This window comes from Candidatus Acidiferrales bacterium (genome assembly GCA_036514995.1).
Classification (GTDB): Bacteria; Acidobacteriota; Terriglobia; order Acidiferrales; family DATBWB01; genus DATBWB01.
The window spans coordinates 1-21375 of sequence record DATBWB010000188.1 but is presented as its reverse complement, the minus strand read 5'-3'; the positions used below and the strand labels follow the sequence as shown (position 1 = coordinate 21375).

General features: G+C 61.3%; 20 protein-coding genes. 15 read left to right on the top strand and 5 right to left on the bottom strand.

Annotated elements, in window-relative coordinates:
* Positions 1-110: 110 nt before the first annotated feature.
* The 4 genes from VIH17_12405 to VIH17_12390 all read left to right on the top strand — a co-directional run bounded on the left by VIH17_12405 (position 111) and on the right by VIH17_12390 (position 4126).
* A complete protein-coding gene (locus VIH17_12405; protein HEY4684030.1) occupies positions 111-1790 on the top strand; it encodes a HAMP domain-containing sensor histidine kinase in 1680 nt (559 codons plus the stop codon).
* 121 nt (positions 1791-1911) lie between these two features.
* Positions 1912-2592 carry a response regulator transcription factor gene (locus VIH17_12400; protein ID HEY4684029.1) on the top strand — a complete coding sequence of 227 codons (681 nt, stop codon included), beginning with the start codon at positions 1912-1914 and terminating at the stop codon, positions 2590-2592.
* 52 nt (positions 2593-2644) lie between these two features.
* On the top strand, positions 2645-3568 hold the full coding sequence (locus tag VIH17_12395) for a PP2C family protein-serine/threonine phosphatase (protein HEY4684028.1): 924 nt from the start codon (positions 2645-2647) through the stop codon (positions 3566-3568).
* A gap of 192 nt (positions 3569-3760) precedes the next feature.
* On the top strand, positions 3761-4126 hold the full coding sequence (locus VIH17_12390; protein HEY4684027.1) for a hypothetical protein: 366 nt from the start codon (positions 3761-3763) through the stop codon (positions 4124-4126).
* A 30-nt stretch (positions 4127-4156) separates the two neighbouring features.
* Here the strand turns inward: VIH17_12390 and queA are convergent, their stop codons facing one another.
* The gene (gene queA / locus VIH17_12385) at positions 4157-5239 is read right to left on the bottom strand and encodes a tRNA preQ1(34) S-adenosylmethionine ribosyltransferase-isomerase QueA (GenBank protein ID HEY4684026.1); all 1083 of its coding nucleotides are present in this window, start codon (positions 5237-5239) and stop codon (positions 4157-4159) included.
* A 218-nt stretch (positions 5240-5457) separates the two neighbouring features.
* Between queA and VIH17_12380 the strand changes: the two genes are divergently transcribed.
* From VIH17_12380 to clpB, 3 genes are all read left to right on the top strand, one after another.
* A complete protein-coding gene (locus VIH17_12380) occupies positions 5458-6624 on the top strand; it encodes a class I SAM-dependent rRNA methyltransferase (GenBank protein HEY4684025.1) in 1167 nt (388 codons plus the stop codon).
* Between the two features lie 296 nt (positions 6625-6920).
* Complete coding sequence (locus VIH17_12375) at positions 6921-7379, top strand: Hsp20/alpha crystallin family protein (GenBank protein HEY4684024.1); 459 nt, start codon at positions 6921-6923, stop codon at positions 7377-7379.
* A gap of 149 nt (positions 7380-7528) precedes the next feature.
* On the top strand, positions 7529-10141 hold the full coding sequence (clpB, locus tag VIH17_12370; GenBank protein HEY4684023.1) for an ATP-dependent chaperone ClpB: 2613 nt from the start codon (positions 7529-7531) through the stop codon (positions 10139-10141).
* A 313-nt stretch (positions 10142-10454) separates the two neighbouring features.
* On the opposite strand, the gene VIH17_12365 is transcribed toward clpB, so the two are convergent.
* Positions 10455-10670, bottom strand: a complete 216-nt coding sequence (locus tag VIH17_12365; protein ID HEY4684022.1) for a type II toxin-antitoxin system HicB family antitoxin — start codon at positions 10668-10670, stop codon at positions 10455-10457.
* A 171-nt stretch (positions 10671-10841) separates the two neighbouring features.
* Between VIH17_12365 and htpX the strand changes: the two genes are divergently transcribed.
* Positions 10842-11678, top strand: a complete 837-nt coding sequence (htpX, locus tag VIH17_12360; protein ID HEY4684021.1) for a zinc metalloprotease HtpX — start codon at positions 10842-10844, stop codon at positions 11676-11678.
* 93 nt (positions 11679-11771) lie between these two features.
* On the opposite strand, the gene VIH17_12355 is transcribed toward htpX, so the two are convergent.
* From VIH17_12355 to VIH17_12345, 3 genes are all read right to left on the bottom strand, one after another.
* Positions 11772-12371: a hypothetical protein gene (locus tag VIH17_12355; GenBank protein HEY4684020.1), complete on the bottom strand. Its 600-nt coding sequence runs from the start codon at positions 12369-12371 to the stop codon at positions 11772-11774.
* 77 nt (positions 12372-12448) lie between these two features.
* Complete coding sequence (gene glpX, locus VIH17_12350; GenBank protein HEY4684019.1) at positions 12449-13435, bottom strand: class II fructose-bisphosphatase; 987 nt, start codon at positions 13433-13435, stop codon at positions 12449-12451.
* 157 nt (positions 13436-13592) lie between these two features.
* Positions 13593-14762 (bottom strand): acyl-CoA dehydrogenase family protein, encoded by a 1170-nt coding sequence (locus VIH17_12345; GenBank protein ID HEY4684018.1) that lies wholly within the window; start codon positions 14760-14762, stop codon positions 13593-13595.
* A 310-nt stretch (positions 14763-15072) separates the two neighbouring features.
* On the opposite strand from VIH17_12345, the gene VIH17_12340 reads away from it, so the two are divergent.
* The 7 genes from VIH17_12340 (at position 15073) to atpD (ending at position 21375) form a co-directional block, all read left to right on the top strand.
* Entirely contained in the window at positions 15073-15546 is a 474-nt protein-coding gene (locus VIH17_12340; GenBank protein HEY4684017.1) for an ATP synthase F0 subunit B, read from the top strand.
* Positions 15543-16163, top strand: coding sequence for a hypothetical protein (locus VIH17_12335; GenBank protein ID HEY4684016.1), 621 nt, complete (start codon positions 15543-15545; stop codon positions 16161-16163). Before VIH17_12340 ends, VIH17_12335 begins: the two co-directional genes overlap by 4 nt.
* The gene (gene atpH, locus VIH17_12330; protein ID HEY4684015.1) at positions 16163-16756 is read left to right on the top strand and encodes an ATP synthase F1 subunit delta; all 594 of its coding nucleotides are present in this window, start codon (positions 16163-16165) and stop codon (positions 16754-16756) included. The genes VIH17_12335 and atpH overlap by 1 nt, the downstream gene beginning before the upstream one ends.
* Positions 16757-16863: 107 nt before the next feature.
* The gene (gene atpA, locus VIH17_12325) at positions 16864-18393 is read left to right on the top strand and encodes a F0F1 ATP synthase subunit alpha (protein HEY4684014.1); all 1530 of its coding nucleotides are present in this window, start codon (positions 16864-16866) and stop codon (positions 18391-18393) included.
* 101 nt (positions 18394-18494) lie between these two features.
* Complete coding sequence (gene atpG, locus VIH17_12320; protein ID HEY4684013.1) at positions 18495-19433, top strand: ATP synthase F1 subunit gamma; 939 nt, start codon at positions 18495-18497, stop codon at positions 19431-19433.
* Between the two features lie 105 nt (positions 19434-19538).
* Entirely contained in the window at positions 19539-19919 is a 381-nt protein-coding gene (locus tag VIH17_12315) for a four helix bundle protein (protein ID HEY4684012.1), read from the top strand.
* A 16-nt stretch (positions 19920-19935) separates the two neighbouring features.
* Positions 19936-21375, top strand: coding sequence for a F0F1 ATP synthase subunit beta (atpD, locus tag VIH17_12310; GenBank protein ID HEY4684011.1), 1440 nt, complete (start codon positions 19936-19938; stop codon positions 21373-21375).

Sequence of the window (21375 nt, the reverse complement as noted above, 5' to 3'; positions counted from 1 at the left end):
TTTCACAACTCTTTACCTCTTTTTACGCGGGATTGACACGGCCGAAGAAACATTCTGCTAGCATTTGCGTCTATTAGACAAGCTGGTCAATCCAGGGAAAGAGGCCTCGGATGACGAAGTGGTGGCGTCCCAATGAGCGAGCTCGCTTGTTGCTGACCTTGCAACTCGCCGTGTGCCTGCCGGCGGCGGCGCTGATCGGCTTGAGCATCTGGAAGCTCAAGTCCATGGGCCGGGACAAGGTGATCGAGGCGACCATCCAACGAGACTTCGCCCACTTGCTCAAGATAGCCGACAAGCGCATCACCAGGCGGGCCATGGAGATGGTGGCTGAGGTGCAGGGACAATTCCCCTGTCCGGACGACCCCGTCGCCCAAAAGCTGGACAAGCTCCTCGAGCAGTATCCTTACGCCGCCCATCTTTTCCTCTACGATGAAACAAGCGGGATGGTCTTCCGCTCCCAACCTCGGCGGCTCGAGGAAGCCTACTTCCTTGCCGAGAGTGAAGACCTCTCCAAGATGATGGGGGGGTGGATGAGGCTCGAGGCCAAAGACCTCGTCAAGAAGCTCCACAAAATGGACCGCTACGAAGGAGAACGGTTCGCCTTCTACGCGAACTGGGCGCCGCGAGGCGAAAAGCAAGGCTATCAATCCATCGCTTTCTTTATACTGCCCAAGACGCCAAAAGACCGCATTGCCTTCGGCGGCCTGGTCTTCGACAGCGAATTCCTCCGGGACCAATTCTTTCCTGATGCGCTGAACAACCTGATGGCGGAGGACCTTGCCGAACCGAACCGGGACAAGGACGACTACAGTCAACCGGTCATGATGGTACACATCAGGAAGGAGGCGGAGCCGCTGGCTGCTTCCGCCGGCTGGGACGGCGGCAAGCCGGAGGTGGAACGGAACTTCGAGACGGCCTTCCCCGGCCTGACCCTGGCTATCAAGTTCCGTGGCACGACGGTGGAGGCGTTGGGCCAGCGATTCTTGCGTACGAGTTTTCTCATCCTTGGCGGTCTTTCCCTTTTCCTGGCCGGCGGAATCTGGCTCACGTACCGCAACGTGGCCAGGGAGATGGCGCTGGCCAAGCTCAAGTCCGATTTCGTTTCGAACGTCTCCCACGAGCTCCGGACGCCGCTCTCCCTCATTCGGCTGTTCGCGGAAACGCTGGAGATGGGCCGCCTCAAGAGCCAGGACAAGTACCAGGAATACTTCCGCATCATCCGGAAGGAGAGCGAGCGGCTTACGGCGCTCATCAACAATATCCTGGACTTCTCGCGCATCGAAGCGGGCAAAAAAGAATATAACTTTCGCGAAACGAACCTGGCCGAGCTGGTGCGCAACACGCTCGAGTCCTATCGCTACCAGATCGAGCAGAAGGGCTTCGAGTTCCAACAGAACATTGCTGACGATTTGCCGCCGCTCCGGCTGGACCGCGAGGCGATTGCCCGCTCGCTCCTCAACTTGGTCAACAACGCTCTCAAATACTCCCAGGGCGACAAATTCCTGGGGATTAACGTTTATCGCTCGAACGGCGTGGTGAAGCTGGAAGTGATTGACCGCGGCATCGGCATCCCGCGCAGCGAACAGCAGAAAATTTTTGAAAAGTTTTATCGTGCCAGCGATCCGCTGGTGCACAACACCAAAGGCAGCGGCCTGGGGCTTTCGCTCGTCCGTCACATTGTCCAGGCGCATGGCGGGCAGGTGTCGGTGGAGAGCACTCCGGGGCAGGGCAGCAAGTTCACCATCGCTTTGCCACTGGATTCGGATGCCGGCTTTGCCGGGGCAGCATGACCGTGAGAACCAAGGAAGCAATGTCCGGCAGCAGGCGCTTGGAGCTTTCGCCGCGAACGAGGTGTGATCGTTCCACATGGGCAGCAGTTCGCATCTCTGTTGGAGGTTCGAGGTGATGGGCATGACCAGGATTCTCATCGTGGAAGACGAACCCAACATGGTTTCCGGTTTGCGCGACAATTTCGAGTACGAGGGCTACGAGGTCATCACCGCCAGCGATGGCAGCGAAGGCCTCGAGCGTGCCCTCTCCGATTCGCCTGACCTCGTGGTGCTCGACGTCATGATGCCCAAGATGAGCGGGCTGGACGTCTGCAAGCAGCTCAAGGCCAAGCGGCCTTCCATACCCGTCATCATGCTGACTGCCCGCGGCCAGGAGGTGGACAAGGTCGTCGGGCTCGAGCTGGGCGCCGATGACTACGTCACCAAGCCGTTTTCCATCCGCGAATTGATGGCGCGCGTCAAAGCGGTTCTCCGCCGCGCCCACACCCTTCCCAAGGAGCATGACAGATACTCGTTCGGTGATGTGGAGGTCAACTTGCGGAGCTACCAGGTCCTCCGCAAAGGCAAACCAGTCGATTTTTCTGCCAAGGAGTTTGAGCTGCTGAAGTACTTTATCTGCCACGCCGGAGAAACCTTGAGCCGCGATCGTCTGCTCGAGGACGTTTGGGGCTATAACCACTATCCGACCACCCGCACGGTGGATGCACACATCGTCCACCTGCGGCAGAAGCTGGAACCTAATGCGGCGGAACCTCGTTTTATTCTTACGGTGCATGGCGTCGGTTATAAGTTTGTTGGCTAGCGCTTCCGTGCTGAGGGCAACGGTGAACAAGGCTCGAGAAACCTCCCAGACTATGGATCGCCCAGAGCGTGGGCTCATCCCGGCGTGGCAGACTCGCCCCGGCGGCAAGGCGGTCGCCGCCCAGAGTGGAGATTCCAAGCTTGGCGGCGCGGAGCTGGGCCAACGCAACCGGGCCTGGGAAGAGCAGCTCGCTGCCCTCCACCGGGAGCACGATGAGCTGCGCCAGGCGCTCTTTGCCGCAGCCCAGGTGCAGCGGAAACTCTGTGCCCCACGCGAACTGCGCCGCGGGCGGTTCGAAATAGCCAGCGAGATTTTTCCCGTGCGCGACATCTCCGGCGACTTCTACGATGTGCTGGAGCTGGGCGCGGCAATGGGCCTCGCCGTTGGCGATATCGCTGGAAAAGGTCTGGCCGCCGGCCTCTGGTTCACTCACCTGGTCGGCTTGATCCGCATCCACGCGGGCCCCGGTCCTATCGGGGCAGGCTCGCTTCCCGACCCGGCGGCAGCGGTGGCGGCCATCAACCGCGATCTCTGCCGACTGCCTGCCGGGCCGCCCATGGTTTCCCTTTTTCTGGGGTGGCTTGACTCGCGGCGGGGCGAACTCGTCTATTGCAACGCCGGTCAACCGCCCGCACTGCTGTTGCGTCGGGGCGGGACGGTGGAGTCGCTGCGAGAGGGCGGCCCGCTTCTCGGTGCTCTTCCCCAGGCCTCCTTCGGCAGCGGGCGCGTCGTGGTGGAGCCCGGTGACACGCTGATTGGTTATTCGGATGGGATTGTGGAGTGCCGCAATGGCAGCGACGAAGAATTTGGAGTGAGACGGTTGTTGGCGGCCGCCCGCAGCGCTGGCCGTTCCTCAGCCAGCACCATGCTCTTTTCCCTGCTCGGCGCCGTGCAGGATTTCGCCGGCAGCCGTCCCCGGGATGACGATTTTACTCTGATGGTCGTACGCTGTCTGGACGAAGGGCCCAAAAAGTAAGATGCCCGCAGAGTGAGGGACCACTTCGCAGGCAGCGACACAAAGTTTGGCTGTGTGCACGGAAGCCTCTGTGTCGGCCGCAAGGCTAGCGCGAAGCGCCTTCCCCTGTCAATCGCTTCCAAGTTGTCGCTGCCCTACCCGCATGGGCCCTCCCTCGAAGGCAATCTCGAACAACCACCCAGGAGGGATATCATGTCAAGTCTCCGCAAATCACTCACTGTCGTCGCCCTGGTCAGCCTTGTGGCCGTTAGCCTGGCAACCGCCAAAGGGATGACCCGGCGCATCACTTTCTTCGACCCCGTCAATGTCGGCGGTGTTACCTTGAAGGCTGGCGAGTACACGGTGAAGATTTCTGACTCGACCGGCTCCGAAACCGACGTCGTGATCACCGGTGGCAAACAGGAAGTCAAGACAAAAGCGAGCTGGGTTTCAATTGACCGCAAGACGTCCAACACCAGCGTCTTGCTGGATTCCCAGAGGTCTTTGAAGCAACTGCGATTTGCTGGCAAGGACCGTGCCCTGTCGTTTGCCTCGGGAAGCCCAAACGCAGTCGATTAGTGACGTTCCACCGAGTTGGAACGGCACGAGTCAGCGGATCAACATGCAATCGCCGTAGCTGTAGAAACGGTAGCCTTGCTCGACCGCGTGCCGATAGGCGCGCAGCACCAGCTCGCGGCCGGCCAGGGCGCAAACCATCAGGAGCAAGGTGGAACGCGGCAGGTGAAAATTGGTGAGCAGTTGGTCGGCTATCCGGAAGCGATAGCCCGGGTAGATGAACAACGTCGCTTCGCCCGTCCCGGCAACCAAGTGGCCGGTCGGCTGAGCGGCTGCCTCGAGAGCTCGGACGACGGTGGTGCCCACGGCGAGCACCGGCCGGCCTTCCCGGCGAGCCCGCTCAATCTGAGCGGCGGCCGATTCCTTGATCTCGTAGGGCTCGGCATGCATCCGGTGCGCTTCCACCTGCCCGGTGTGGATCGGCTGGAAGGTGCCGAGCCCTACTTGCAAGGTCACCTCGCAGAGCTCGACGCCCCGGCCTCGGAGCCGCTCCAGGACACGCGGGGTGAAGTGGAGTCCGGCCGTCGGCGCGGCGATGGCTCCGGGCGTGACCGCGAAGATCGTCTGGTAGCGCTCGCGGTCAGCCGGTTCGTCCGGCCGGCGAATGTAGGGCGGCAGGGGCACGTGGCCCAGCCGGTCGATGGCCTTCAGGAAATCTTCCCGGCAGGCGAAGCGCAGCCGGCGTTCGCCATACTCGCCTCGGCCAACCACTTCGGCTTCGAGTTCGCCGTCGCCAAAGATTAAGACCTCGCCCGTGCGAATCTTTCTCCCGGGATGCACCAATACTCCCCACTCGTTTTCTTGGCATCGGCGAACCAGCAACACCTCGATCTCGGAGTGCAGGAATCCCTTTCGCGCCGGGTTGTACCGGCCGATGGGCTGGGCCTTTACCCCACGACGGCGCCCCAAAAGCCGCGCCGGAAAAACCTTGGCGTTGTTGACCACCAGCAGCTCATCACCGCGTAGGATGTCAGGCAATTGGCCAAAGGCGCGGTCTTCCCAGGCAGAGCTTGCCCGGTCGAGCACCAGCATGCGCGAGGCATCCCGCTCGGGGAGAGGTCGCTGGGCAATCCGCCCGGGGGGAAGCTCGTAGTCGAAATCGCTCGGAAGCGTCAACGCTCGAATCGCTCCGGCATCATTGTACCAACCCGGCCCGGTCCCCTGGCACTTTCCCCTGGCAAGTCGGGGAAAACTGTGCTATCAAGCGGTTGAGGCCTGCCGGTTCGGCGACATAGGCAACTGGCCGGCGGCTCGGCGGGCCTGTCTAGCGTCCACGCCCGCCGCTGTGGCTCGCTCGATATCACCGCGCCCGACATGCAAATGAGGTGGCGTCGATGACCGAAGCAGTGGTCACGATTGCCCAGCGGGGTGCCGACCGTCTCCTTTCCGGCCATCTTTGGGTTTACCGGAGCGATATCCGAACGGCGGAAACGGCCGAGGCGGGCGACGCGGTTCGCGTTACCGACGAGCGGGGTCGCTTTCTGGGCAAGGCCTTCTACTCCACCCGTTCCCAGATCGCACTGCGGCTGCTTACCCGGGATGATATCCCGATTGACCGCGCCTTCTTCTCCTCTCGCATAGACGCCGCCGCGCATTTCCGGGAAACCATCGTCAACCAAACGCAGGTTTTCCGTCTCATCTATGGCGAGTCCGACCAGCTACCCTCGTTTATCGTCGATCGCTACGCGGATTGCTTGGTGATCCAAACCCTTAGCCAGGCCACCGAGCGGCGCAAGCAGGAGTTGGTCGAATTGCTCGTCGAGCGCTTTTCCCCTCGCGCCATCCTTGAGCGCAATGACCCCAAGGTGCGCATGCTCGAAGGCCTGGAACAGAAGGTCTCCGTTCTGCACGGCGATTGTCCGCCGGAGATCATCGCTGAGGAAAATGGCGTGCGCTTCCACTTCGACCCCTTTCACGGGCAGAAGACGGGCGCGTTTCTCGACCAGCGTGAGAATCGCCGGGCTGCCCTCTGTTACGCCCACGGCGATCTCCTGGACGCCTTCTGCTACGCCGGGGGCTTTGCTCTGACGGTGGCGCCCAACGCCGATACTGTCGAGGCCATTGACCTCTCGCCGGCGGCGGTGGAAGCCGGCCGGCGCAATCAGCAGCTCAATAACATCGCCAATGTGACCTTCAAAGAGGCCAATGCGTTTGATGTCCTGAAACATTACGATGAGAGCGGCCGGCGATTCGACGCCATCATCCTCGACCCGCCCGCCTTTGCCAAAAACCGAGCCAGCGTGCCGCCTGCCCGCCGCGGCTACAAGGAAATCAACCTGCGGGCGCTCAAAATCCTCCGGCCGGGCGGCATCTTGATCACTTGCTCGTGCTCGCATCACATCCCGGAGTACCTGTTCCTGGAAATCGTTGCCGAGGCGGCCAACGATGCCCGCCGCTGCGTCACCGTCCTCGAGCGGCGCACCCAGGCGCGCGACCACCCCATCCTGCTCACCCTCCCAGAAACCCACTACCTCAAATGCCTCATCCTGCGCGCTGCCTAGGGGGCGCCCGAGAAGCCTGAAATCCCGCGTCCCCGGAGTGTCGTAAGGGGCTCTCGCATCCGTGCCGCGTCACAAAGGGATCGTCCCAAAGGTGGTAAGCGGCCACACCTGGTTTCCAGTCTATGCGAGCCGAACGGTTCAGCCCCGGGGGTTGCCCACGGCCGACAGGGGTCGTTTTTCTAGTATTCTTGTACTAACATGTTGAAGACAAAAGTATAACTTGTCTTGATAGTATAAGGCGCATGTTTTATAATGTCTTCGCACTAAGATTGTGAAAGAGGCAAGTAGGTTTCACCATGACTCTCGTTCGTTGGGAACCGTTTCGCGACTTGACTACGTTTCAGGAGCGGATGAACCGGCTGTTTGAGGACACGATGGCTCGGTTCCGCCCTGGCTGGGACGCCGAGTTGGCGGCTGGCCACTGGAGCCCGTCGGTGGACATTTACGAGACCGAGCACGAGCTGGTGCTCAAAGCCGATCTTCCCGAAGTGGAAGCCAAGGACGTGGACATCCGCATCGAGAACAACACCCTGACCATCAAGGGTGAGCGGAAGGCCGAAAAGGAACTAAAGGAAGAGAACTACTATCGCGTGGAGCGCACCTTCGGCTCGTTTGCCCGCAGCTTCCAGCTTCCGAACACGATCGACAGCGACAAGGTCAAGGCCGAGTTTTCGAAGGGCGTGCTCAAGCTGACGCTGCCCAAAAAAGAGGAAGCGAAGCCCAAGCAGATCCAGGTCGCCGTGTCGCAGAACTGAACTTCTTCCCGAGGCGGGAGGGACTGTTTTCGAGCGAGGGAGCGCGGAGAGAAGGAATCTCGGCTTCGGAAGATGAAAGCCGACGCGGAAAACAGCTCCTCCCGCCGGCCGGAATGGCATTTGGGTTTCGACAAAGGAAGTGAATCGTCATGCTGCGCTTTGATCGGCTGACATTGAAGGCCCAGGAGGCGGTCGAAGGCGCTCAGGAGATTGCCGGCAAGCACGGCAACCAGCAATTGGAGCCGCTTCACCTGCTTGCCGCCCTGCTTGCCGAGCGCGAAGGCATCGTTTTCCCGGTGTTGCAGAAGCTCGACGTCCCGCCTGACGCTCTGGCGCTGGAGGTGGAGCGGGCGGTGGAGCGGCTTCCCAAGGTCAGCGGGCTCACCCAGCACTACTTCGGTCCGGCCCTGAATGAACTCTTCAAGGTTGCTTTCGAGGAAGCCGAGCAATTCAAAGACGAATACGTCTCGACCGAACATCTTCTCCTGGCCCTCTCGACGCTCAAGCAGGACCCGGCCGGCGACCTGCTTCGTCGCAATGGTCTCAGCCACGAGGCGCTTCTGCAGGCTCTGGCGGCGGTGCGGGGAAGCCAGCGGGTGACCACCGCAACGCCCGAGCAGACCTATCGGCCGCTCGAACAATACGCCCGCGACCTGACCGAGCTGGCTCGCCGCGGCAAACTCGACCCGGTCATCGGCCGCGACGAGGAGGTTCGCCGCGTCATCCAGATTCTCTCCCGCCGCACCAAGAACAACCCGGTGCTCATCGGCGAACCCGGCGTCGGCAAGACCGCCATTGTCGAGGGGCTGGCCCAGCGCATCGTTGCCGGTGACGTTCCCGAAGCATTGAAACCAAAGCGGCTGGTGCAGCTTGACCTGGCGGCGCTCATCGCCGGCACCAAGTATCGCGGCGAGTTCGAAGAGCGTTTGAAGGCGGTGCTGAAGGAGATCACCGACGCCCATGGCCAGATCATTCTTTTCATTGATGAGCTGCACACGCTTGTGGGGGCAGGCGCGGCCGAGGGCGCGGTGGACGCTTCCAATATGCTGAAGCCGGCGCTGGCCCGCGGCGAGCTGCGGTGCCTCGGCGCAACCACCCTCAACGAATACAAGAAGCGCGTCGAAAAGGACCCTGCCCTCGAACGTCGCTTCCAGGCTGTTTACATCGGCGAGCCGACGGTGGCGGACGCGATTGCCATCCTGCGCGGCCTGAAGGAACGCTATGAGGTGCACCACGGCGTGCGCATCAAGGATTCTGCCATTATCGCCGCCGCCACCCTTTCCCAGCGCTATATCTCTGACCGCTTCCTGCCGGACAAGGCGATTGACCTGGTGGACGAGGCAGCCGCTGCCCTGCGCATGGAGATTGACTCGCTGCCGGTCGAGATCGACGCCCTCCAGCGGAAAGCAATCCAGCTCGAGATTGAGCGCGAGGCTTTGGTCAAAGAGAGCGACGAGCACTCCAAGCAGCGCCTTGCCGAAATCGAGCGGGAGCTGGCCGATCTCGGCCAGCAATCCGACCGGCTCAAGGCTCACTGGCAGAACGAAAAGACCGCCATCAGCCAGATCCGTTCGCTCAAGGAGCAGATCGAACAGCTCAAGATGGAGGAGCAGCGGTACGAGCGGCAAGGCGAACTCGCCAAGGTCGCCGAGATCCGCTACGGGAAATTGACCGGCATCGAAAAAGAGCTTGCCGCCGCCCAGCAGCGGCTGGCTACTCTCCAGCGAACCCACCGCATGCTCAAGGAAGAGGTGGATGAGGAGGACATCGCCAAGGTGGTAGCCCGTTGGACCGGCATTCCGGTGGCGAGGATGCTCGAAGGCGAAATCCAAAAACTTGTCCACATGGAGGAGCGCCTGCGGCAACGGGTGGTAGGCCAGGAGGAGGCGCTCGAGCGCGTCTCAAACGCCGTCCGCCGCAGCCGCGCCGGACTTTCCGACCCCAAGCGCCCCATCGGCTCTTTTATCTTCCTTGGACCGACCGGGGTCGGCAAGACAGAGTTGGCGCGGGCGCTGGCCGAATTCCTGTTTGACGACGAGCGCGCCATGGTGCGGCTCGATATGTCCGAATACATGGAAAAACACTCGGTGGCCCGCTTGATGGGCGCGCCGCCCGGCTACGTGGGCTACGAAGAAGGCGGGCAGCTTACCGAGCAGGTTCGTCGCCGGCCTTACTCCGTCCTCCTGCTCGATGAAATCGAAAAGGCGCACCAAGACGTTTTTAACGTGCTGCTTCAGATCCTGGACGACGGCCGGCTCACCGACGGCAAGGGCCGCACGGTGGATTTTCGCAACACCGTGATCATCATGACCTCAAACGTCGGCTCCGTCGCCATCCACGAAATGGCCGGGCGCGATCCCGAGGCGATGCGGAAACGTTCGATGGAGGCGCTGCGGCAAACCTTCCGGCCGGAATTCTTGAATCGAGTGGACGAAATCGTGATTTTCAACCCGCTCGGCAAGGCGGAACTCGAACGCATTGTGGAGATCCAGCTCGGGTATTTGCGCAAGTTACTCGCTGAACGAAAACTGGAAATCGAGCTGACTCCGGCAGCCCGACAATTACTCTACCGCGAGGGTTATGACCCCCAGTTCGGCGCGCGACCTTTGAAGCGCGCCATCCAGCGGCTCATTCAGGACCCCTTGGCGATGAAAGTCCTGAACGGGGAGGTTCTGCCGGGCGACCGGGTGACGGTGGACGCCAACTTGGGCAAGGGCGAAATGAAGTTCGAGCGCGCTGGCTCCCCGGTGGCGGCTTCCTGAAGTTTTCTATAAAAGTTCAAGAAGTTGCTCGCGCGTGATCCCGGCCTGCTTAAGGATGTCCGCCAGGGTTCCTTTGGCGAGCGAGGAGTGGAGTGGAACAACGGTGCGATAGACTTTGTCCAGAGTTTTCTTTTCGAGGGCTACGTGGCTTCCTTATCTGGCGCAACTCAATGAATCCGGCTCGCTTCAATGCGCGCACCAGCCGCTCACCAGAGATACTGGGTAACTTAATCATTTGCCGCCGAAGGGTACTCGCTCGCACCCTTCGAGTGTCAAGCTTTTTCTTAAGGAAGGCGGGGACGGTTCGCTGAGATTACTTAGTAACTTCGACAGTCGTCCAGAAAGGTTCTTGTTCGGGCGGCTTGTAATCAGCACTGCCCCAGGTTTCGAGATAGAGTTCAATAGCCTCGCGCAGGTTGGCGCGGGCCGACTCCACATCCTTGCCCTGCGAGGTGACACCGAGTTCAGGACACCGGGCCACGTACCAGTCATCTTCCTTGGTGATGAGCGCCGAAAAGCGGTAGGTCATATCGCTATGCTAGAGCATCTTGAAAAACGAAGCAAGCCCATGGTCTTTTTGTCAACTTCTTGATTCATAAGGAAATCTAACTTCCTGGATGTGTCCGGTTTTTGTTGACGGGAGCGGCCAAGCCGGTTACATTGAGAACGGTATCGAATCCGGGGGTAACCTTAGAAACGAATGAACAACTTTAAGACAGCGTTCCTTCTGACAGCTTTGACGCTTTTGCTTCTCTTCTTCGGGCAGCTCCTTGGCGGCCCGCAGGGGATGACGTTTGCGCTCGTCTTCGCCGTGGGCATGAACCTGGTCGCCTACTTCTATTCGGACAAGATCGCCCTGGCCATGAACGGGGCGCAGCCGGTAAGCCGCGAGCAAGCGCCGCGACTCTATTCGATCGTCGAGCGCCTGGTGGGCCAGGCGAACCTGCCGATGCCCAGGCTCTATATGATTCCGGCGGCGGCGCCAAACGCCTTTGCCACCGGCCGCAACCCGCAACACGCGGCGGTGGCGGTGACGCAGGGCATCCTCGAATTGATGACCGACGAGGAACTCGAAGGGGTCATTGCCCATGAGCTCGCCCACGTCCGCAACCGCGACATCCTGATCAGCTCGGTGGCGGCGATGATTGCCGGCGCCATCACCTATTTGTCTTACATGGGGCGATTTGCGGTGTTCTTCGGTGGCGGCCGCGACCATGACAATCGTGGTGGCGGATTCGTGGCGCTCTTGATGCTCATCCTCGCGCCCATTGCCGCCCTGATCATCCAGCTTGCCATTTCTCGCTCGCGTGAATATGAAGCCGACACAACCGCTGCCCGGCTGACCGGCCATCCCTACGGCTTGGCCCGGGCGCTCGAGAAACTCGGAGCTTACAACAAGCGCATCCCGATGGATGTGGCGCCCTCGACAGCGCACCTCTTTATCGTCAAGCCCTTGTCGGGCAGCACCCTGATGAGCCTGTTCAGCACCCACCCGCCCATCGAGAAGCGCATCGCTCGACTCCTCGGGCGCGCCTGAAAAAAGTCCTAAGCAAAAAGCCGAGCCTGGCACGACGGGGCTCGGCTTTTTAGCGCCTGTCTCAAGGTCGCTGGTCACGGGTCGCGACTTCTGCTACTGCGCTTCCCGCTCTGCAACCTTCACGATGGAGATCCTCGTGATGCGGCCTTTCTTTTCCAGGGCTACGAAGGTGTCCTCGGCGTCCTTTTCCTCCGAGTAAAGAACAGAATCCTTGGCGGCGATGACCAAATGACCGCGGCCATGGCTGTCGTCAATCCCTTTTTCCGTCTCCCGCTTGAAGCGGCTACCCAGCTCCTTGCGATAGAAGGCATCCACTTTGTCCAGAGGGTCCGGGGTCTCAAGCTTGACCACGGTTAGCCCGGCGCCCTCTTCCCCGTCGGTGAACGAGACCTGAGCGGCATGTTCGCCGGGCGTGGCGCCCGGATAAGCCGGAATCCCGAGCCGCGCCAAAACAGTCTCCGGCGGCTCCTTCTTGACGCTCAGGCTGCCGATGGGCGACTGGATTTCCACGCTCTTTCCCGATGGGCTTTCCGAAACGTGCACGGTGCGGCGCACCACATAAACCCCGACCACGGCCACAATGATCAGCAAGGCAACTCCCCCGGCGAGCAGCCCGAGGAGAACTTTCAGCAAAGGCGTCATTCCCGGCTTCGTCGGCCCGCCGTGGCGGGTGGGATCAGGATGGCTGGACATGGGACACCCCTTAGACGGTGATCTGCTTATTACCTACGTTGTCGCGAGGCGTAATGTTTCGAGGAATCGCCATCGCATCAGGCGAACCTGACCTTCACGTCCGGCCGTTTTTCGAGCTGCACGGTATCGACAAACCGGACATGGCCCTGGTCGAGGGTCATGATGAGAGATGATGTCCGGGTGCCGTCCCCAAAAAAGCGCACGCCGCGAAGCAGGTTGCCATCGGTCACGCCGGTGCAAGCGAAAATAATGTGCTTGCCCGGGGCAAGGTCTTCGGTGTCGTAAATTCTTTTGGGATCGCGGATGCCCATGCGGGCAACGCGCTCAGCCTTTTGAGGCGTGTCCACGACGAGGCGAGCCAGAATCTGTCCGTTCAGGCAACGCAGCGCCGCCGCGGTAAGAACGCCTTCCGGCGCGCCGCCGATGCCCATCACGGCGTGTACGCCGGTGCCGACCACGGCCGCAGCAATCCCGGCGGAAAGATCGCCGTCGCCGATCAGCCGGATGCGCGCTCCGGTCGAGCGGATGTCGTTGATGAGTTTCTCATGCCGCGGCCGATCGAGGACAATGACCACGAGGTCCTCGATATCCCGCTCCAGCCGGCGGGCGATGGCACGGAGGTTCTCGGCCACCGGCGCGTCCAGATCCACCGCGCCTTTGGAACTGGGCCCGACGACCAGTTTCTCCATGTAAAGGTCGGGGGCGTGGAGGAGGCCGCCTTTTTCCGACGCCGCCAGCACGGCCAGCGCATTGGGGGCGCCGGTGGCGCAAAGGTTGGTGCCTTCGAGCGGATCCACCGCAATGTCAATGGGCGGCATATCCGAGCCGGAGGTTTTGCCGCCGGCGCCGACCTTTTCGCCGATATAAAGCATCGGGGCCTCGTCGCGCTCTCCCTCGCCAATGACGACGGTGCCGTTGATCGGGACGGTGTCGAGCGCCCGGCGCATGGCTTCGACAGCGACGTGATCCGATTGGTGGCGATCGCCCTGGCCCATCGTGTGCGCCGCCGCGATGGCGGCCTGCTCCACCACCCGCAAGAACTCCAGGGATAACTCTTGTTCCATTTTGTGCCCTCTGACGTGATTTGGGTCCGATGCTTCCCCCTATCGCCAAGCCCCGTGGCACCAGCCACGGGGATTTGTTCCCCCAGGCAGGTGCCTGGGGGCTCGGCGCTTGTCTCGGGTCGCTGAGCACTGGCCGCCGGCCATTGGCCAGTGGTCGCTAGAAGTATGCCGGAATGCCGGTCACCTTTTCTCCGATGATGAGCGTATGGATGTCGTGCGTCCCCTCGTAGGTGTAAACCGATTCGAGATTGGCCATGTGCCGCCAAACGCAAAAATCCTGGGTGATGCCGTTCGCGCCCAGCACGTCGCGCGCCTTGCGAGCCGTTTCCAGCGCCATCCACACGTTGTTGCGCTTGAGCATGGAAACATGAGCGAAGTCAGCTTTGCCTTTGTCCTTGAGCCGGCCAACGTGGAGGGCGAGCAATTGCGCCTTGGTGATTTCGGTGATCATCCAGGCGAGTTTTTCCTGGACAAGCTGATGGCTGGCGATGGGCCGGTCGGCAAACTGTTTGCGTTCGAGCGCATAGCGGAGGGCGGTCGAGTAGCAGGCCATGGCGGCGCCGATGGCTCCCCAGCCGATCCCGTAGCGCGCCTGGGTGAGGCAGCTCAACGGGCCTTTCATCCCTTCCACACCCAGCATGTGCGAAGCCGGCACCCGGCAATCCTGAAGCGCCAGGCTGGAAGTGACCGAAGCGCGCAGCGACCATTTGCCGTGAATGTCGCGCGCGGAAAAGCCCGGCGTGCCTTTTTCCACCAGGAAGCCGCGAATCACCCCCTCTTCCGTCTTGGCCCAAACCAGCGCCAGGTCGGCAATCGTCCCTGAGGTGATCCACATTTTTTCGCCGTTCAAGATGTAGCTGTTCCCGTCTTTCCGCGCGCGCGTCAGCATCCCGCCGGGGTTGGATCCAAACTGCGGTTCGGTCAGGCCGAAGCAGCCGATCATTTCTCCTTTCGCCATCTTGGGCAGCCACTTTCGCTTCTGCTCTTCGCTCCCAAAGGCATGGATGGGGTACATCACCAGCGCGCCCTGGACGGAAGCAAAACTGCGCAGGCCGGAGTCGCCTCGCTCGAGCTCTTGCATGACCAGCCCGTATTCCACGGCGGACATCCCGGCGCAGCCGTAACCTTCGAGCTGGGCGCCAAGATAGCCCAGTTCGGCCATTGGAGGCACCAGTTCGCGGGGAAAGCGGCCCTCGCTCGCGCATTTCTCAATGAGCGGCATCACCGCATCGTCCACAAATCGGCGGACGGATTGCCGGACGAGCTTTTCCTCGTCGCTTAGAAGGGAATCGAATTCGATGTAGTCCACGCCGGGAAAAGAAGGCATTTGAGGCTACCTCTCACGCGGGCTTGAGCCGGCGCCGCAGCGGTCATCGCCGGTCTTCGCGAGCGGGCTCATTGCGGCGCCATCGCATGCCGCGCGCAAATCCTATCGACTTACGCGAGAAGGCATTGTAGCAGAGCCGCGAAAGCCGACCAACCCGCCTTGACGCGAATTTCCTCGTATGTTACAAAAATGAGCTTTGTCTGGCAGATTCGAATTCACTGGGCGATGCCTGCTCGGGAATGCGTTCGCCCCTCTTATCCTGGCGAACCCGGGCAGGGAGGATGCCTGGCCAGCCCCTGAGTGACATGGGATGGAAGAGATCGCTCGCAGTCTGGGTCAACTCCTCTGGCAAGCCCTGCCCACTTCGCTGCTGCTCCTTCTCTTTCTGGCGCTGATGCGGCTGCTCTTTTTCAAGCCCTTTATGCGGGTGATGGAAGAACGCGAGGCGGCCATCACCGGCGCCCGCCGCAAGGCGGAAGAGAACCTGGCTGCGGTCGAGGAAAAGACGCGCCGCTATGAGGAGGCGATGCGGATGGCGCGCGCCGACATCTATCGCCAGCAGGAGACGGCCCGCCGCGGAGCCCTCGAAGAGCGCGCGGCGCTCCTGAAGGAGGCCCGCCGCCAGGCCAACGAGCAGATTCAGCAGCGCAAGGCTCAAATCAACGCCGAACTCGCGGAGGCTCGGCGTCAGGTGGAGGTCGAAAGTCGCATGCTTGCGGAAGAAATCGCCCGCGCCATCCTGTCGCCACGCATCCCGACAAGCGGGGACCGGCCCGCCGCATGAAAATCCATTTCCATCGCCGCTTCTTCGTCCTGGCCGCGCTGGGTGTGCTCCTCGCGATCTTGCTCAGCGGGACGGTGCCGGGGCATGCGGCCGAAGCGGAAACCGGCGAGGCACCGGAAACTCATACCGCGCTTTTCAAGTGGATTAATTTTGCCACCCTCCTCGGGGCAGGGTTCTACGTCATCTGGAAATTCGGCCGGCCGTGGTTCAGGCGGAATGCGGAAATGATTTCAAGCGCCATGCGCGAGGCAGGGAAAGCCCGGCAGGATTCCGAACGAAAAATGGCCGCGATCGAGGCTCGCTTGAGCCAGCTCGAGGCTGAAGTAACTGCCGAGCGCGCGGAGGCGCGCCGGGAGTCGGAGGCCGAGCGAGAGCGCATTCGCGCCCTGGCCCGGTCGGAGACGGATAAGATTTTGAAGGCGGCCGCGGCGGAGATGGAGGCCGCCGGCCGGGCGGCGCAGATGGAGCTGCGCGCCTTTGCTGCCCGGCTCGCGGTCGAGCAAGCCGAGCAGCGCATCCGGCAGCAAATAGACGCTCGCACCGACGCCGCCCTGCTTACCCGAGTGATTGGCGAACTCTACTCCGATAGAATCGGGGCAGGCCCGAGAGGGGCCTGATGACAAGAGCTTCCACCAGCCTGGCGCGGCGCTACGCGCGAGCGCTTTATGAGGTCGCCGTCGGCGAGGCAACCGCCGGAGCCGTGGACCGTCCGGCGCAGAAGGAGGCCGCTCTGGCCGCGGCCCAGGCGGTGCGGCAGGAGTTGAGGCGTTTCGCCGAGCTGCTTGCCGAGTCGGCCGAATTGCGCAACCTCCTCGCCAATCCGGCGGTCACCAAGGAATCCAAGAAAGGGATTTTGGAAAAAGTTTCGAGCGGCAGCCGCTTTTCCCGCGCCACGCGCCATTACCTGTTTGTCTTGGTGGACAACCGCCGGACAGGGTTGGTCGGCCCCATCCAGGAATCGTTCGAGGAACTTTTGAACGAGGAGTTGGGCGTGGTGCAAGTGGACGTGCTGAGCGCGCGCGCACTAAGCGACGGGCAAAGACACTTGCTCGAGGACGCGCTCTCCCGCCGAACGGGCAGGCGGGTGGAAGCGCGCTACCAGCTCGAGCCGGAGCTTATCGGCGGGATTGTCGCCCGTGTCGGTTCCACCGTTTACGATGGCTCCGTCCGCGAAGCCTTGCGCCGCATGCAGGCGAAACTGGCGGAGTGACTCGACGCTGGAAACTAGAGGCTGGAGACCGGAGTATAGAGAATGGCAAAGGGCTCTCTTTCTGCTTCAACCCTGACCATTCACGATGCACCGTTTGTGGAGTGCTGATGGTTACCATCAAAGCTGACGAAATCACGAAAATCATACGCGAACAAATCGCCAACTACGAACAAACCATCAACGTCGCCGAGATTGGCGCCGTGATCTCAGTCGGCGACGGCATTGCCCGGGTGCACGGCCTCGATAGGGTTATGGCCGGTGAGATGCTCGCCTTTCCCCACGACGTCCGCGGCATCGCCTTGAATCTCGAGGAAGACCAGGTCGGGGTGGTCTTGCTCGGCGATTACACCGAAATCAAAGAAGGCGACACCGTCAAGCGCACCAACACCATTATGTCCGTGCCGGTGGGCGAGGCGCTCATCGGCCGGATCGTGAATCCGGTGGGAGAGCCGGTGGACGGAAAAGGGCCGGTCGTCACCGACCGGCGCAATCCGGTCGAGCGGCTGGCGCCGGGCGTGGTCGAACGCCTGCCCGTGCGCGAACCGCTTCAGACCGGCCTGAAGGCGATTGATGCCATGATCCCGATTGGCCGGGGCCAGCGCGAGTTGATCATCGGCGACCGCCAGGTGGGCAAGACCGCCATCATCCTCGATACCATCCTGAACCAGCGCGGCGGCGACGTGATTTGCATCTACTGCGCCATTGGCCAGAAGCGCTCGACCGTCGCCCAGGTCGTCAAGACGCTCGAAGACTACGGCGCCATGGACTACACGATTGTCGTGACCTCTTCGGCTTCCGAGCCGGCCACCATGCAGTACATCGCCCCCTACGCTGCCTGCGCGATGGGAGAATATTTTCGCGACTCCGGGCGACACGCGGTCTGCTTCTATGACGATCTATCCAAGCACGCCCAGGCGTACCGTGAAATCTCCTTGCTCCTGCGGCGCCCCCCCGGCCGCGAAGCTTACCCGGGTGACGTTTTCTATCTTCACTCGCGGTTGCTCGAACGCGCCGCCAAGTGGAACGACGAGAATGGCGGCGGTTCTCTGACCGCCATCCCGGTCATTGAAACGCAAGCCGGCGACATCTCCGCCTACATTCCGACGAACGTCATTTCAATCACCGACGGCCAAATCTATCTCGAAACCGACCTGTTCCACGGCGGCATCCGTCCGGCCATCAACGTCGGCCTGTCGGTGAGCCGCGTCGGCGGCAACGCCCAGATCAAGGCGATGAAGCAGATTGCCGGAACGTTGCGGCTCGATCTGGCGCAGTACCGCGATTTGGTCGCGTTCGCTCAATTCGGCTCCGAACTCGACAAAGTGACCCAGGCGCAGCTCAGCCGCGGCGAGCGGCTCACCGAAATCTTGAAGCAGGATCAGTACGCGCCGCTGCCGGTGGAGAAGCAAATCCTGATCATCTTCGCCGGCACGAATGGATACCTGGACGATCTCGAGGTCAGCCAATGCCGCGCCTTCGAGCGCGGTCTATACGAGTTTTTGGACGGCAGCCGTCCCGAATTGCTCAGAAAGATTCGAGAGAAGAAAGCTCTCGATGATGCCATCCGCGGAGAGGTTCACAAGGTGCTGGCCGAGTTCAAGCAGCGGTTTTTGGCTGAGCGCCGAACAAGCAAATAGCCGTTTTGGTCATACCGAGCCCCCAGGCACCTGCCTGGGGGGCTGCAATCCCCGTGGCGGGTGCCACGGGGCTCGGCAATAAACGAAATCTCTGGAGCACAATGCCCACCCTGTTAGATTATCGCCGCCGCATTCGCTCCGTCCGGAGCACGCAGCAGATTACCAAGACCATGAAGATGGTGGCGGCAGCGCGGCTCCGCCGCGCGCAAGAGCGCGTTTTTTCCGCGCGGCCCTATGCTCAAGAAATTCTGGCGGTGCTGCGGTCGCTGGTGAGCCGCATCCCTGCCCTTCCGGCAGGCGGGGAAGAAGCGGTCCACCCGCTGCTGGCGCGCCGGCCGGAGGAAAAAATTCTCGTGCTGGTCCTGACGGGCGACCGGGGCCTCTGCGGGGCGTTCAATGCCAATGTTCTGCGGCGCGCGGTGGAATTCCTCAAAGAGAAAGAAAAGCGCAGCCCGGAAATCGTCGCCATCGGCAAAAAGGGTCGGGATTATTTCCGCAGCCATCGCCGGAAGATGGCCGAGGAATACGTCAATGTTTTTGCCCGGCTGGACTACGCCCAGGCCAGTCAGGTTGCCGGCCGGGTGATCGCCCTCTACGCTGAAGCCAAGGTGGACGCGGTTTACGCCATTTACAACGAATTCAAGAGCATCCTGGCGCAAAAGTTGACCACCGAAAAACTTTTGCCCATCGAAGAAATCCCGAGCGCCCGGCAGGAGTGGGTTGCCGGCCGCGCCCGCGCCGAAGTTCGCCCGGAGACGAAGCCAGCGCCGGCCGAAAACCCGGTGGATTATATCTACGAGCAACCGGCACAAGAGCTCTTGAAGAAGTTGTTGCCGCGCCACCTGACCACGCAAATCTTTCGCATTCTGCTGGAATCGGCTGCTGCCGAGCACGCTGCCCGGATGACGGCGATGGATGCGGCGACCAGCAACGCGGCCGAGCTGATTGACCGCATCACCCTCGAGATGAACCGCGCCCGCCAGGCAACGATTACGAGGGAGATTATCGAGATCGTCTCCGGCGCGGCAGCTTTGAGGTGAGGCGACGCGGTGAGCCTGTTGCTAAAGGTGCCGAGTGCTGAGTGCCGGGTGCCGAGTAAAGATAACTGACTTTGAGGGAAGATGCTTGTAAGACGCTTTGAGGATTTGAAGGTTTGGCGGGAAGCGCATGCTTTGGTTTTGGAAATCTACAAGGCCACATCGGAGTTTCCTGACCGAGAGCGATTTGGGTTGGCAGCGCAATTGCAATGGGCAGCCTCTTCGGTTGCAGCCAATATTGCCGAAGGCTTTGGGAAGCGTTCGCGGAAAGAATTCATGCGCTATTTGGAGGTCTCGAACGGATCATTGGAAGAGACGCGCTATTTTCTGATTCCGAGTCGGGATTTGAGATACCTGGAGCCAAACAAGTTTTCAGCCTTGATTGAGTCGTTGGATTTGACAAATCGTCTTCTTGGCGGTCTGAAGAAATCATTGGCCAAACCGAGGACCTTTACTCAGCACTCGGCACCCGGCACTCGGAACTTGTAGTTATGAGGAGAACGCAATGAGCAACGTGGGCAAGGTGGTCCAGGTCATCGGGCCGGTGCTCGACATTCAATTCGAGGAAGGAAAATTACCGGCGATCTACAACGCCCTGCGGGTGACGAGCGAAGGCTTCGACGTCCCCCACCCGATGGACGTGATCGCCGAAGTGCAGCACCACTTGGGCGAGAGCCGGGTGCGAGCCGTCTCGATGAAGCCAACCGAAGGCATGGTGCGCGGGATGAAAGCTTACGACACCGGCAAACCCATCACCGTTCCGGTGGGCCGGGCGGCGCTCGGCCGCGTCATGAACGTGCTGGGCGAGCCGGTGGACAATCTTGGTCCCATTGTCTCTGATACTCACTATCCCATCCATCGTCCCGCCCCGCCGCTCGAGGACCAGTCCACCACGCTCGAAATGTTTGAGACCGGGGTGAAGGTCATTGACCTGCTTGAGCCCTATTTGAAGGGTGGGAAGATCGGTCTCTTTGGCGGCGCCGGGGTCGGCAAGACCGTCATCATCATGGAGATGATCCACAACATCGCGCTCAAGCACGCCGGCCTTTCTGTCTTTTCCGGCGTGGGCGAACGCACCCGCGAAGGAAATGACCTCTGGCTGGAGATGACGGAATCAGGCGTGATTACGCCGGGCGATCCGGAGAAATCGCGCGCCGCGCTGATCTACGGGCAGATGACCGAACCCCCCGGGGCCCGGCTGCGGGTGGGTTTGACCGGGCTCACGGTGGCGGAATACTTCCGGGACGTGGAAGGGCTGGACGTGCTTCTCTTCATTGACAACATCTTCCGCTTCGTGCAGGCCGGTTCGGAAGTTTCGGCGTTGCTCGGCCGCATGCCCTCGGCGGTCGGCTACCAGCCCAACCTCTCGACCGAACTGGGGGAGCTTGAAGAGCGCATCACCTCGACCAAGCGCGGCTCGATTACCTCGGTGCAGGCGATCTACGTCCCGGCCGATGATTACACCGACCCGGCCCCGGCCACCACCTTCACCCACCTCGACGCCACCACCAACCTCTCGCGCCAGATCGTCGAGCTGGGGATCTACCCGGCGGTGGATCCACTGGCCAGTTTCTCGCGCATTCTCGATCCCCGCGTCGTCGGCCAGGAGCACTACAACGTCGCGCGAGCCGTGAAATCCATCCTCCAGCGCTACAAGGACCTTCAAGACATTATCGCCATCCTCGGCATTGATGAGCTTTCCGATGAAGACAAGCTGGTCGTCGCCCGCGCGCGCAAAATTCAGAAATTCCTTTCGCAGCCCTTCTTCGTCGCCGAGCAGTTCACCGGCCTCGAGGGAAAATACGTCAAAATTGAGGAGACCATCAAGGGCTTCAAAGAAATTGTTGAGGGCCAGCACGACGACATTCCCGAGCAAGCCTTCTATATGGTCGGCACCATCGAGGAAGTGCTGGAGAAAGCGGAGAAGATGAAGGCTGCGGCGTAG